This window comes from Streptomyces silvae (genome assembly GCF_016745505.1).
Lineage (GTDB): Bacteria > Actinomycetota > Actinomycetes > Streptomycetales > Streptomycetaceae > Streptomyces > Streptomyces silvae.
In genome coordinates, this window is the sequence record NZ_JAERUC010000166.1 from 1 (window position 1) to 13,356 (window position 13,356).

At 69.7% G+C, this 13,356-nt stretch carries 12 protein-coding genes and 1 riboswitch; of the genes, 8 read left to right on the top strand and 4 right to left on the bottom strand.

Annotated elements, in window-relative coordinates; all coding sequences use genetic code 11:
- The 4 genes from JKV81_RS26105 to gcvT all read right to left on the bottom strand — a co-directional run.
- A partial coding sequence (locus JKV81_RS26105; protein ID WP_202078065.1) for an L-serine ammonia-lyase occupies nt 1–1,381 on the bottom strand: 1,381 nt, incomplete at its 3' end.
- A gap of 155 nt (nt 1,382–1,536) precedes the next feature.
- A complete protein-coding gene (gene glyA, locus JKV81_RS26110; protein WP_202078067.1) occupies nt 1,537–2,796 on the bottom strand; it encodes a serine hydroxymethyltransferase in 1,260 nt (419 codons plus the stop codon).
- 18 nt (nt 2,797–2,814) lie between these two features.
- Nucleotides 2,815–3,192: a glycine cleavage system protein GcvH gene (gene gcvH / locus JKV81_RS26115; protein ID WP_099174367.1), complete on the bottom strand. Its 378-nt coding sequence runs from the start codon at nt 3,190–3,192 to the stop codon at nt 2,815–2,817.
- A 90-nt stretch (nt 3,193–3,282) separates the two neighbouring features.
- A complete protein-coding gene (gene gcvT, locus JKV81_RS26120; RefSeq protein ID WP_202078069.1) occupies nt 3,283–4,407 on the bottom strand; it encodes a glycine cleavage system aminomethyltransferase GcvT in 1,125 nt (374 codons plus the stop codon).
- Between the two features lie 142 nt (nt 4,408–4,549).
- Nucleotides 4,550–4,647, bottom strand: a riboswitch (glycine riboswitch).
- Nucleotides 4,648–4,900: 253 nt separating this feature from the next.
- Between gcvT and JKV81_RS26125 the strand changes: the two genes are divergently transcribed.
- From JKV81_RS26125 to JKV81_RS26160, 8 genes are all read left to right on the top strand, one after another.
- Complete coding sequence (locus JKV81_RS26125; RefSeq protein WP_129265571.1) at nt 4,901–5,590, top strand: AAA family ATPase; 690 nt, start codon at nt 4,901–4,903, stop codon at nt 5,588–5,590.
- Nucleotides 5,591–5,765: 175 nt separating this feature from the next.
- Nucleotides 5,766–6,542: an enhanced serine sensitivity protein SseB gene (locus JKV81_RS26130; protein ID WP_202078071.1), complete on the top strand. Its 777-nt coding sequence runs from the start codon at nt 5,766–5,768 to the stop codon at nt 6,540–6,542.
- Nucleotides 6,543–6,694: 152 nt separating this feature from the next.
- Complete coding sequence (locus tag JKV81_RS26135) at nt 6,695–7,489, top strand: enhanced serine sensitivity protein SseB C-terminal domain-containing protein (RefSeq protein WP_129265573.1); 795 nt, start codon at nt 6,695–6,697, stop codon at nt 7,487–7,489.
- Between the two features lie 354 nt (nt 7,490–7,843).
- Nucleotides 7,844–8,836, top strand: coding sequence for an ABC transporter permease (locus JKV81_RS26140; protein WP_099174362.1), 993 nt, complete (start codon nt 7,844–7,846; stop codon nt 8,834–8,836).
- A gap of 44 nt (nt 8,837–8,880) precedes the next feature.
- The gene (locus JKV81_RS26145; RefSeq protein WP_129265574.1) at nt 8,881–10,641 is read left to right on the top strand and encodes an ABC transporter substrate-binding protein; all 1,761 of its coding nucleotides are present in this window, start codon (nt 8,881–8,883) and stop codon (nt 10,639–10,641) included.
- Between the two features lie 90 nt (nt 10,642–10,731).
- Nucleotides 10,732–11,721, top strand: coding sequence for an ABC transporter permease (locus tag JKV81_RS26150; RefSeq protein ID WP_164493637.1), 990 nt, complete (start codon nt 10,732–10,734; stop codon nt 11,719–11,721).
- Nucleotides 11,718–12,806, top strand: a complete 1,089-nt coding sequence (locus JKV81_RS26155) for an ABC transporter ATP-binding protein (protein WP_099174359.1) — start codon at nt 11,718–11,720, stop codon at nt 12,804–12,806. Before JKV81_RS26150 ends, JKV81_RS26155 begins: the two co-directional genes overlap by 4 nt.
- Nucleotides 12,803–13,356, top strand: a 554-nt coding sequence (locus tag JKV81_RS26160) for an ATP-binding cassette domain-containing protein (protein ID WP_202078073.1), incomplete at its 3' end; no start/stop codon positions are given. The genes JKV81_RS26155 and JKV81_RS26160, both read left to right, overlap by 4 nt.

Here is a 13,356-nt window from a genome sequence, read left to right on the forward strand (position 1 = left end):
ACTCGATGATGTTCACCGCGAGCCCGCCCCGCGCCGTCTCCTTGTACTTGACGCTCATGTCCGCGCCCGTCTCCTTCATGGTCTTGATGACCTTGTCCAGGGAGACCTTGTGGCTGCCGTCGCCGCGCAGCGCCATCTTGGCCGCCGTGACCGCCTTGACCGCCGCCATGCCGTTGCGCTCGATGCACGGGATCTGGACCAGTCCGCCGACCGGGTCGCAGGTCAGGCCCAGGTTGTGCTCCATGCCGATCTCGGCGGCGTTCTCCACCTGCTCGGGGGAGCCGCCCATGACCTCGGCGAGGGCGCCCGCGGCCATCGAGCAGGCGGAGCCGACCTCGCCCTGGCAGCCCACCTCGGCGCCGGAGATGGAGGCGTTCTCCTTGAAGAGCATGCCGATCGCGCCGGCCGCCAGCAGGAAGCGGACGACGCCGTCCTCCTTCTCGGCCTCCGTGCAGCCGCCCGCCGCGAAGTTCATCCAGTAGTGCAGGACCGCGGGGATGATGCCCGCCGCGCCGTTGGTCGGGGCGGTGACGACCCGGCCGCCGGCGGCGTTCTCCTCGTTGACGGCCATCGCGTAGAGGGTGATCCACTCCATCGCGTGTGTCTGCGGGGCTCCCTCGGCGCGCAGCTGCCTGGCCGAGTTCGCGGCCCGGCGCCGGACCTTCAGGCCGCCGGGAAGGATGCCCTCGCGGGACATGCCGCGCGCGATGCAGGCCTCCATGACGCGCCAGATCTCCAGCAGGCCGGCCCGGATCTCGCCCTCGGTGCGCCAGGCCTTCTCGTTCTCCAGCATCAGCGAGGAGATGGAAAGACCGGTCTCCCGGGCGAGCCTCAGCAGCTCGTCACCGGTGCGGAAGGGGTGCTTCAGGACGGTGTCGTCCGGGATGATCGGGTCCTCGCCGGCCACGGCGTCCTCGTCGACGACGAAGCCGCCGCCCACCGAGTAGTACGTCTTCTCCAGCAGCGGGGCGCCGTCACGGTCGTACGCGAGGACCGTCATCCCGTTGGCGTGGTACGGCAGGGCCTTGCGCCGGTGCAGGACCAGCTGCTCGTCGGCGTCGAAGGGGATGTCGTGCACGCCCAGCAGACTGATCCGCCCCGAGGCGCGGATCTCCTCGACGCGGGCGTCGGCGCCCTCCACGTCGACGGTGCGGGGCGACTCGCCCTCGAGGCCCAGCAGGACCGCCTTGGGCGTGCCGTGCCCGTGGCCGGTCGCGCCGAGCGAGCCGTACAGCTCGGCCCGTATCGAGGCGGTGTGGGCCAGCAGGCCCTCGTTCTTGAGGCGGCGGGCGAACATGCGGGCCGCGCGCATCGGGCCGACCGTGTGGGAGCTGGACGGGCCGATACCGACCGAGAAGAGGTCGAAGACCGAGAGGGCCACGGGAGTACTCCTAAGGCGTTGGTGGACGTCGTTGTCCGCCGGGTGGTGCGGAACGGGCCGGTGGGCCCGGGAGCGCGGGGCAAAGGGGTGGGGGCACCGGGCTCACTGTGTTCAGTGTGCGCGGTGCCCCCACCCTGCGTGCAAATCGCGGGTGACTACTTGATGCCGGGGTACAGCGGGAACTTCGCGGCCAGCGCGGCCACGCGGGCCTTGAGGTCGTCCGCGTCGTACGCCGGCTTCAGCGCGGCCGCGATGATCTCGGCGACCTCGGTGAAGTCCTCGGCCTGGAAACCGCGGGTGGCCAGCGCCGGCGTGCCGATCCGCAGACCCGAGGTGACCATCGGGGGCCGCGGGTCGTTCGGGATGGCGTTCCGGTTGACCGTGATGCCCAGCTCGTGGAGCCGGTCCTCGGCCTGCTGGCCGTCCAGCTCGGAGTTGCGCAGGTCGACCAGGACCAGGTGCACGTCCGTACCGCCGGAGAGGACGGAGACGCCCACCTCGGTGACGTCCGGCTGCACCAGGCGCTCGGCGAGGATGCGGGCGCCGTCCAGGGTGCGCTGCTGGCGCTCCTTGAACGCGTCGGTCGCCGCGACCTTGAAGGAGACCGCCTTGGCCGCGATCACGTGCTCCAGCGGGCCACCCTGCTGACCCGGGAAGACCGCCGAGTTGATCTTCTTGGCGAGCTCCTGCGTCGACAGGATGACGCCGCCGCGCGGACCGCCGAGGGTCTTGTGCGTGGTGGTGGTGACGACGTGGGCGTGCGGCACCGGGTTGGGGTGCAGCCCCGCGGCGACCAGGCCGGCGAAGTGCGCCATGTCGACCATCAGGTACGCGCCGACCTCGTCCGCGATGCGGCGGAAGGCGGCGAAGTCCAGCTGACGCGGGTAGGCGGACCAGCCGGCCACGATGAGCTTCGGCTTCGACTCCTTGGCGAGGCGCTCGACCTCGGCCATGTCCACGACGCCGGTGTCGTCGACGTGGTACGGGACCACGTTGTAGAGCTTGCCGGAGAAGTTGATCTTCATGCCGTGGGTCAGGTGACCGCCGTGGGCCAGGTTCAGGCCCATGATCGTGTCGCCCGGCTTCAGCAGTGCGAACATCGCGGCGGCGTTGGCCTGCGCACCCGAGTGCGGCTGGACGTTCGCGGCCTCGGCGCCGAAGAGCGCCTTGATGCGGTCGATCGCGATCTGCTCGACCACGTCGACGTGCTCGCAGCCACCGTAGTAGCGGCGGCCCGGGTAGCCCTCGGCGTACTTGTTGGTGAGGACGGAGCCCTGCGCCTCCATGACCGCGACCGGAGCGAAGTTCTCCGAGGCGATCATCTCGAGGGTGGACTGCTGACGGTGGAGCTCGGCGTCGACGGCGGCGGCGACGTCCGGGTCCAGCTCGTGGAGGGAGGAGTTGAGAAGCGACATCAGTGGGTCCCTAAGGTCTCAGTTGCCGGAGAACGCGGTGTACTCGTCGGCGGAGAGAAGGTCCTTCGGCTCCTCCGCGACGCGCACCTTGAACAGCCAGCCGCCCTCGAAGGGGGCGGAGTTCACCAGCGACGGGTCGTCCACGACGTCCTGGTTGGCCGCGGTCACCTCGCCGGTCACCGGCGAGTACAGGTCGCTGACCGACTTGGTCGACTCCAGCTCACCGCAGGTCTCGCCCGCGGTCACCGTGTCACCGACCTCCGGGAGCTGGGCGTAGACGACGTCACCGAGCGCGTTGGCCGCGAACTCGGTGATACCGACCGTGGCCACGCCGTCCTCGAGGGCCGACAGCCACTCGTGCTCCTTGCTGTACCGCAGCTGCTGGGGGTTGCTCATGACCTGAATTCTCCTGTACGCGGGGGAGTGCTGATGAACGGTGGTCTTACGGTGTGAGACACGACTACGTCACGTGTGCGGCGCGACGTGTCACTTACGGCGCTTGTAGAACGGCAGCGCCACGACCTCGTACGGCTCGTGCGTGCCCCGGATGTCGACGCCGACACCCTCCGTGCCGGGCTCGGCGTGCGCCGCGTCCACGTAGGCCATGGCGATCGGCTTGCCCAGGGTGGGTGACGGCGCACCCGAGGTGACCTCGCCGACGACCTGGCCGTCCACCACGACGGAGAAGCCGGCGCGCGGCACCCGGCGGCCCTCGGCCACCAGGCCGACGAGCTTGCGCGGCGGGGCGGTCTCCGCGCGCTCCGCCGCGGCGGTCAGCGCCTCGCGGCCGACGAAGTCACCCTCCTTCTCGAACTTCACGACCCTGCCCAGGCCGGCGTCGAAGGGCGTCAGCGCGGTGGTCAGCTCGTGCCCGTACAGCGGCATGCCCGCCTCCAGGCGGAGCGTGTCACGGCAGGAGAGCCCGCAGGGGATCAGGCCGTACGGTGCGCCGGCCTCGGTGAGGGCCTTCCACAGCTGCTCGGCGTGGGCCGGGTCCACGAAGAGCTCGAAGCCGTCCTCGCCGGTGTAGCCCGTACGGGCGATGAGCGCGGGGACACCGGCCACCGTTCCTGGGAGTCCGGCGTAGTACTTCAGTCCGTCGAGGTCGGCGTCGGTGACCGACTTCAGTACGGCGGGGGAGTCGGGGCCCTGGACGGCGAGCAGCGCGTACGCGTCGCGGTCGTCCCGCACCTCGGCGTCGAAGTCGCCGGCGCGCTCGGTCAGGGTGTCCAGGACGAGCTGCGCGTTGCCCGCGTTGGCCACCACCAGATACTCGGGGGCCTCGGTCTCCGCCAGGCGGTAGACGATCAGGTCGTCCAGGATCCCGCCGTCCGCCTCGACGATCATGGTGTAGCGGGCCCGGCCCACGCCGACGGTGGCGATGTTGCCGACCAGGGCGTAGCTCAGGAAGGCCGCGGCCTGCGGGCCGGTGACGGTGATCTCGCCCATGTGCGACAGGTCGAACAGGCCGGCGCGGGTGCGTACGGCGTTGTGCTCGTCGCGCTCGCTGGCGTACCGCAGGGGCATGTCCCAGCCCGCGAAGTCGGTCATGGTCGCGCCCAGGGACCGGTGCAGGGCATCGAGGGCGGTGAGACGGGGGGCAGTGCTCATGGGCATGGCTCCAGGGCATGACGACAGGGGGTGGTTCCCTCCCCATCTGTCATCGGAACCTGAGAGGTTCGCCGAGAGCCCCTGAAAGGGTCCGGCTTGCACCTTGGGTGGAGCCGCGGAGCGGCCCGCTTTTCAGATCTGCCTCATCCACGCGGTACGGGGCCTGAGAGATTCAAGGGAGGAACTTGCTCCTTCGGCGCCCGGCGCACACGGTGACCGGGACTCTCCCGCGCGGATTCAAACGGCCGGTATGCAGTTGGCGGGGTCATCATCGCACGCCTTGCGGGAGAGTGGGGCGTCCCGGTCCTGACCGGTGGAAGGCCGGGTGTCCGCGCGCACGCGCGCGGACACATACAAGGGGACGGCCACGGGACGCGTACGGGGCGCCCACGGGGACACGTACGGGTGGAACCGGTTGTGCCGCATTACCTTTTCTTTACACTTCTTGGGCAGGTCCAGTGGGTGACCGGCAGGGCTCGGCAGGGGGAGGGCGATGACGTTGCAGCGCTACGCGACCACCGCGGGGGCGGCACGCGGTGCGATGCCCCGGCAGCCGGGCGCACCCGCCCGGGAACCGGTGGCCGGACACACCTCGGTGGTGCGTGATCTGCGGGGCGGGGGCGGCCGGGGGCCGCACGGCCTGGACTTCGCGGCGGGCGATGTCGTGGTGGTCTCCGGGCTGCCCGGCAGCGGCAAGTCGACGCTGATCCGCCGGGCGGTCGAGGAGCACGCGGTCGACTCCCAGGACACCAGGGACCGGTGGGCGGCGGTCCTGCCCGCCTTACTCCCGTACGCCCTCTATCGTCCCCTGGTGCGCGTCGCGCACTACGCCGGGCTGTGGCGGCGGCTGCGGTCGGGCGGATCCGTCGTCGTGCACGACTGCGGTACGCAGGCCTGGGTGCGGCGCTGGCTGGCGCGCGAGGCCCGGCGGCGGGGCGGCGTCCTGCACCTCCTCCTGCTCGACGTCACCCCCCTGGTGGCCAGGCAGGGCCAGCGGGAGCGCGGCCGGGGGGTGTCCGGCTACGCGTTCGCGCGGCACCGGCGAGCCGTCGGCCGGCTGCTGCGCGACACCGAGACGGGCCTGCTGCCCCGGGGCTGTGCCTCGGCGGTGCTGCTCGACCGGGACGCGGCGGCGGCGATCGGCAGGATCTCCTTCCGGGAGGCGGGACTCCCCCAGGAGTAGGCCGGTCGCGGCGTCACCATTCGCATACGCACAGTTCGCAGACCTCCGGCCGACTGTCCGGTATCTGGACGGTGCGGTGGACCGGACGGCGTTCCCGACCGGGGCGCTGCCCCCGTGTCCCGACCCGGACTAAGGTTTCAGCCGCAGCGCACGGCGAGAAAGGGACACAGACACCGTGGACATTCCGGCTCAGGCCCAGGCCCCGTCGCATCCTCCCCAGGGGTGGCCGGCCAACGAGCTCGAAGAAGTGCTCAGCGCCTCGCTCGGCGTACCCGGGGCGGCCGGCCGGCTGGTCGAGGTGCTCGGCCGCAGCCAGGTCTGGGTGCCCCTGCCGAACGGCGGGGGGCCCGACAGCATTGGACTCGACCTGCCGACGGTCGACATCGACGGCGGCGCGTACGTCCCCGTGTTCAGCTCCGAGGCGCAGTTCCTCCAGTGCGCCGGCGCGCATCTCTCCTTCACCGTCGCGCCCGCGCGCGAGTTCGCCCGCGGTCTGCCCCCGCAGCTCGGTGTCGCCGTGAACCCCGGCGGGGCCGTCGGGGTGCCGCTGCCGCCGGCCGCCGTCGCCGAGCTCTGCCGGGCCGGGCGCACCCCGCTGGACGGCCCCGCGAGCGGCGGCCGGGTCCGGCTGTACGAGCCGGACTGGAAGGAGGACCCCGTCGACTTCCTCTCCGCGGTGTCCGCCGAGTTCCAGGGGACCGGGGTGGTGAACACCGCGCGCCGGACGCTGGCCAGCATCGAGGGCGAGAGCCCCGTCCTCATCGTCGGCGTCGAGGCCGCCGTGCTGGACGCCGCGGCGCAGAGCGCGCCGCTGGACGCCCTGGGGCGCGCCCTGGGCCGCGTCCAGGTGCCCTGGCCGGTCAATCTCGTCCTGCTCGACCTGACCCAGGACCCGGTCGCCGACTGGATGCTGGAGAAGGTGCGCCCCTTCTACCGGCGCGACGCGTACTGAGAGCGCGAACCCCTGACGCCACGTGGCGTCAAGCCGGTGTCAGGGGCGGCGCATAAGCTGGTTGGATGACGAGGCCGCCCCGTGTGCCCGGGAGTGGCGCCACAGCACCGTGCGGCATGCGGGAACAGCGGAACGAAGAGGGGCGGGACCCAGTGAGTGCGTCAGGCACCGCGGCGGCCGGGCAGGTCGAGCACATGCTTCGCCAAGTGACCCCCGGGCGCCTCGACGCGTACGAGGCACTGCTGCGCTCCCTGGCCGACGGCCAGGTCTGGATGCTGCTCTGGCACGGCACGGCGGGTTCCCCCGACGCCCAGTACGGCAACATGGAGGTCGGCGGGACGGGTTACGCCCCGTGCGTGACCTCCGCCCAGGAGCTCTCGGCCAGCGGCTGGAACAGGGCCCACGAGGTGACCACGGGCCGCGACATCGCCCGCTCCCTCTTCCCCGACCGCTGGGGGATCTGGCTCAACCCGCACGCACCCGGCGGCGGCGTCGGCATCCCGTGGCTGGATCTCCGGCGCATCGCCACCGGCCTGGACCGGATGCCCGCGGGCCCGCTGCGGCTCACCGAACCCGCCATCGAGCTCCCGCAGTTCTACGCCCTGCTCTCGCAGAACGCCCACCGCACCTCGGCCGTCCGCGCGCTGCGCCGCGCCTGGGTGCAGCCCGCGCTGGGCGCCCCGTACCTCGCGATCGGGCTCGACCTCTACGACAACGGCCGCCCGGCCGTCGACGCGGCCCGCGCGATGATGCAGCAGTCGATCGGTGTGGTCCCCGAGGGGCTGCCCGTCTCCACGGTCTCGCTGTCCGACGAGTACGACCCCGTCGCGATGTGGCTGAACGCCAACGCCCGGCCGTTCTACGACCGCGAGGCGCACGCCCCGGCACCCGCCGCCACGGGGTACGGCTACCCGCCCGCCACGGGCCCGGCGCCGCACGCGTACTGAGAAGGCGTCAGCCGGTCCAGGGGCCGACGGGGTATTGATGACCTCTTCAATACCCCTGGGCCTCATGCCCGTTATGGTGCATTGATGACCAGGGAATCCGCTCACCAAGCACAGCTGTCCGGATAACGGAAGACACTTGGCAGCATCACGTTTGAGCAAACATTCCCTGTCAGGTCTGGCGGGTGATCGCAAAGTGGTTGAAGACTCCACACAGCAGGTGCTCCATGCCCGGCGAACCCCTCTTTCAAACAGGGTGAGTTCGGCATGTGTGAGCGCATCTGTCATGTTTTGTTAGAGCCGCTACAGCGGCGGTCACAGGCCGGCCACCGTCGGCCGAGAGGGGTCTCCAGCGCAATGACGGCACCGATCGAGACCACCGGGGCGGATGCGCGGCCCGAAACGGTGCTGGAAGGCGCCGGGCGCAAGGAGATCGAGGGCCGCTCGCTCGGCCGCATCGCCTGGACGCGCTTCAAGCGGGACAAGGCCGCCATGGCCGGTGGCATCGTTGTCGTCCTGCTGATCATCACCGCGGTGCTCTCCAAGCCGCTCCAGTCCCTCCTGGGACTCGACCCCAACGCGTTCAACCAGAGCCTGGTCGACCCGGTCATGCTGGCGCCCAAGGGCTCCCTGGGCGGCATCAGCTGGGACCACCCCCTCGGGGTGGAACCGCAGACCGGGCGCGACATCCTGGCGCGCATCCTGGAAGGCTCCTGGGTCTCCCTGGTGGTCGCCGTCGGCTCCACGCTGCTCTCCGTCGTCATCGGCGTCGTCATGGGCGTCGTGGCCGGCTTCTACGGCGGCTGGGTGGACAGCTTCATCAGCCGGCTGATGGACACCTTCCTCGCCTTCCCGCTGCTGCTCTTCGCGATCTCGATCTCCGCCTCCCTGCAGGGCAACGCCTTCGGGATGGAAGGACTCACGCTGCGGATCGCGGTCCTGATCTTCGTGATCGGCTTCTTCAGCTGGCCCTACATCGGCCGCATCGTCCGCGCGCAGACCCTGTCGCTGCGCGAACGGGAGTTCGTCGAGGCCGCCAGGTCGCTGGGCGCCCGCGGACCGTTCATCCTCTTCCGCGAGCTGCTGCCGAACCTGATCGCGCCGATCCTCGTGTACGCGACGCTGCTGATCCCCACGAACATCCTCTTCGAGGCCTCGCTGTCCTTCCTCGGCGTGGGCATCGCGCCGCCGCAGGCGTCCTGGGGCGGCATGCTCACGCAGGCGGTCGACCTCTACGAGGTGGACCCGATGTTCATGGTCATCCCCGGCATGGCGATCTTCATCACCGTGCTGGCCTTCAATCTGCTGGGGGACGGGCTGCGTGACGCACTCGACCCTCGTGGCAAGTAATCGCGGCAGTGCCGCACCGGACTAGCGAGGGGGCTTTCCTCAGCATGCAGAACAGAAAGACAGCAGCGGCCATAGCCGTGGCCGTAGCGGTGTCGCTCGGCGCATCGGCGTGCAGCAGCAGCGACTCGGGCAGTGACGGAAACGGCGGTGGGGGCAACGCCAAGGCCGACGCGGCGCTGACCAGCGTCGTCAACGCGACCGACAAGAAGGGGGGGACGGTCACTCTGGAGCACGCGAGTGGTCCGGACTCCCTGGACCCGGGCAACACGTACTACGGCTGGGTGCAGAACTTCTCCCGCCTGTACGCCCGTTCCCTGGTGACCTTCAAGCCGGCCGCCGGCAAGGAGAGCCTGGAGGTCGTCCCCGACCTCGCCACCAGCCTCGGCAAGGCGAGCGCGGACGCCAAGACCTGGACGTACACGCTCCGCGAGGGCGTGAAGTTCGAGGACGGCACCGAGATCACCTCGAAGGACGTCAAGTACGCCGTCGAGCGCTCCAACTTCGCGCCGGAGGCCCTGTCCAACGGCCCGACGTACTTCAAGGCCTACCTCGACGGCGGCGACAAGTACAAGGGTCCGTACAAGGACAAGTCCCCCGAGGGCCTCAAGTCCATCGAGACCCCGGACGACCACACGATCGTCTTCAAGCTGAACAAGCCGTTCGCGGACATGGACTACCTCGCGGCGTTCTCGCAGACCGCCCCGATCCAGCAGAAGGCCGACACGGGCGCCAGCTACGTCCAGAAGATGGTCTCCTCGGGTCCGTACAAGGTCTCGGCGTACGACGAGAGCAAGGGCGCCACGCTGGTCCGCAACCCGGAGTGGGACCCGAAGACGGACCCGATCCGCAAGGCGCTGGCCGACAAGGTCGAGCTCAAGTTCAACGTCAACGCCACCACGATCGACGACCACCTGCTCAACGACGCCATCACCGTGGGCGCCGAGGGCACGGGTCTGCAGTCCAAGACCCAGCCCAAGGTCCTGGCGAAGGCCGCCGAGAAGGCGAAGACGGACAACCCGTACGCCGGCGCCCTCCAGTACCTGGCGCTGAACGTCAACGTGAAGCCGTTCGACAACGCCGAGTGCCGCAAGGCCGTCCAGTACGCGGTCGACAAGCAGAGCATGGTCGACTCCATCGGCGGCTCCGTGAAGGGCGACCCGGCCACCACGGTCATCCCGCCGTCCGTCGCCGGTTACAAGAAGTTCGACCTGTACCCGTCCGAGGGCAACAAGGGTGACGTCGCCAAGGCGAAGGAGCACCTGACCAAGTGCGGTCAGCCCAAGGGCTTCAAGACCACGCTGACGGCGCGCTCGGACCGTCCTGACGAGATCACCGCCGCCACGCAGCTCCAGGGCAGCCTGAAGGCGATCGGTATCACCGCCGAGATCAAGCAGTTCCCGGCCGACAAGTACTTCACCGACTTCGCGGGTGTCCCGGACTGGGTCCACAAGAACAAGGTCGGCATGATGATGATGGCGTGGGGCGCCGACTGGCCGACCGGCTTCGGCTTCCTCGACCAGATCGTGAACGGCTCGGCCATCAAGCCCTCCGGTGGCACCAACCTGATGGAGCTCGACGACAAGGTCATCAACGACCTCCTCGTCAAGGGCATCGGCACCGTCGACACCACGGCGCGCAACGCCACGTGGGGCGAGGTCGACCAGAAGGTCATGGAGAACGCCTCGGTCGTTCCGCTCTTCTACCGCAAGAACCTGCTCTACCGCCCGGACTCCGCGGCGAACGTCACGGTCACGGACGCGTACCTCGGCATGTACGACTACGTGCTGATGACGTCCACCAAGTAACACCTGTTCATCGACAGCATCCCCTGAAAGGCAGGTGAAGGCGCCGGGCCGGCGGGCGTACCCCGTCCGCCCGCCCGGCGCCGCACGGCTGTGGCTGCGTACATCATCCGACGCGTATTCGCCGCGGTGTTGCTGCTGCTGGTGGTCAGCGCAGTCACGTTCGCGATCTTCTTCCTCGTCCCCCGCCTCGGCGGGCAGACCCTCGACTCGATGGCCGCCCAGTACGTCGGGAAGAGCCCCGACCCCGACGTCATCGCCGCGGTCAAGAAGAACCTGGGGCTCGACCAGCCCCTGTACCTCCAGTACTGGAACTTCGTCAAGGGCATCGTCGTCGGCGCCGACTACCAGTTCGGCCCCGACCCCGTCACCTGCAACGCCCCGTGCTTCGGGTACTCCTTCAAGACCCACACCGAGATCTGGCCCCAGCTCGTCGACCGTGTCCCGGTCACGCTGTCGCTGGCCGTCGGTGCCGCGGTCCTGTGGGTCGTCTCCGGTGTCGCCATCGGTGTCCTCTCCGCCCTGAAGCGGGGCTCGTTCTTCGACCGCCTCTCCATGGGCGTCGCCCTCGCCGGCGTCTCGCTGCCGATGTTCTTCACCGGCCTCGTCGTCCTGGCGCTGTTCGGCAACGGGGAGTACGTACCGTTCGCCGACGACCCCGTCGCGTGGGCGGGCAGCCTCGTCCTGCCCTGGTGCACGCTCGCCCTGCTCTACTCCGCCCTCTACGCCCGGCTCACCCGGGCCGGGATGCTGGAGACGATGGGCGAGGACTACATCAGAACCGCGCGGGCCAAGGGCCTCCAGGAACGCAAGGTCGTCGTCAAGCACGGTCTGCGCTCCGCGCTCACCCCGCTCGTCACGATCTTCGGCATGGACTTCGCGCTGCTCCTCGGCGGCGCCGTCATCACCGAACGGGTCTTCTCCTTCCAGGGTCTCGGTGCGTTCGCCATCCAGGGCGTGACCACCGCCGACCTGCCCAAGGTGATGGGCGTGACCCTGGTCGCCGCCTTCTTCATCGTCATCTGCAACCTGCTGGTGGACCTCGTGTACGCCGCGATCGACCCCCGGGTGAGGCTCTCATGAGCGACGCAATCAAGAAGGACTCCCCGGCGGCGGACACCGTCCCGGCCCAGCGGGCCGGGGACGCCAAGGAATTTTTGTCCGTACGCAACCTCAGCGTCCACTTCGACACCGACGACGGCCTGGTGAAGTCCGTCGACGGCGTCAGCTTCGACCTGAAGGCCGGCCAGACCCTCGGCATCGTCGGCGAGTCCGGTTCCGGCAAGTCCGTGACCTCGCTGGGGATCATGGGCCTGCACACCTCGGAGCGCGCCCGGATCGGCGGGGAGATCTGGCTCGACGGCGAGGAGCTGATCGGCGCCGGCCCCGAGCGCGTGCGCAAGCTGCGCGGCCAGAAGATGGCTATGATCTTCCAGGACCCGCTGTCCGCCCTGCACCCGTACTACAGCATCGGCGCGCAGATCGTGGAGGCCCACCGGGTCCACAACAAGGTCGACAAGAAGACCGCGAAGAAGCGCGCGATCGAGATGCTCGACCGCGTCGGCATCCCCGAGCCGCACCGCCGGTACGAGGACTACCCGCACCAGTTCTCCGGCGGTATGCGCCAGCGCGCGATGATCGCGATGGCCCTGGTCAACAACCCGCAGCTGCTCATCGCCGACGAGCCGACGACCGCCCTCGACGTCACCGTCCAGGCGCAGATCCTCGACCTCATCCGCGATCTGCAGAAGGAGTTCGGCTCCGCGGTCGTCATGATCACCCACGACCTCGGTGTCGTCGCGGAGATCGCGGACAACCTGCTCGTGATGTACGCGGGACGGTGCATCGAGCGCGGCACCTCCGAGAAGGTGTTCTACGAGCCCCAGCACCCCTACACCTGGGGTCTGCTGGGCTCGATGCCGCGCATCGACCGGGAGCAGACCGAGCGGCTCATCCCGGTCAAGGGATCGCCGCCCAGCCTCATCAACGTCCCGTCGGGCTGCGCCTTCCACCCGCGCTGCCCGTACGCCGACGTCCCGCCGGACAACATCACCCGCACCGAGCGCCCGGAGCTGCAGCAGGTCAGCGACGGGCACTACTCCGCGTGCCACATGTCGCGTGAGCAGCGCGACCGGATCTGGACCGAAGAGATTGCGCCGAAGCTGTGACTGATCTGAACAAGAAGACTCCCGCGTCTCCCGCGGCCGGGTCGGACGGGTCGGGGTCGGACGGCTCCGAGCCGCTCCTCAAGGTCGACAACCTGGTCAAGCACTTCCCGATCACCAAGGGAGTGCTGAAGCGCAAGGTCGGCGCGGTCCAGGCCGTGGACGGGCTCACCTTCGACGTGCGCCCCGGCGAGACCCTGGGCGTCGTCGGCGAGTCGGGCTGCGGCAAGTCGACCATGGGCCGGCTGGTGACCCGGCTCCTGGAGCCGACCGGCGGCACGGTCGAGTTCCAGGGCCGCGACATCACGCACATGTCCGCGGGGAAGCTGCGGCCGATGCGCCGCGACATCCAGATGATCTTCCAGGACCCGTACGGCTCGCTGAACCCGCGCCACACGGTCGGCGGCATCGTCGGGACCCCCTTCCGGCTCCAGGGCGTCAAGCCCGAGGGCGGCGTGAAGGCGGAGGTCCAGCGGCTGCTGGAGCTGGTGGGGCTCAACCCCGAGCACTACAACCGCTATCCGCACGAGTTCTCCGGCGGCCAGCGCCAGCG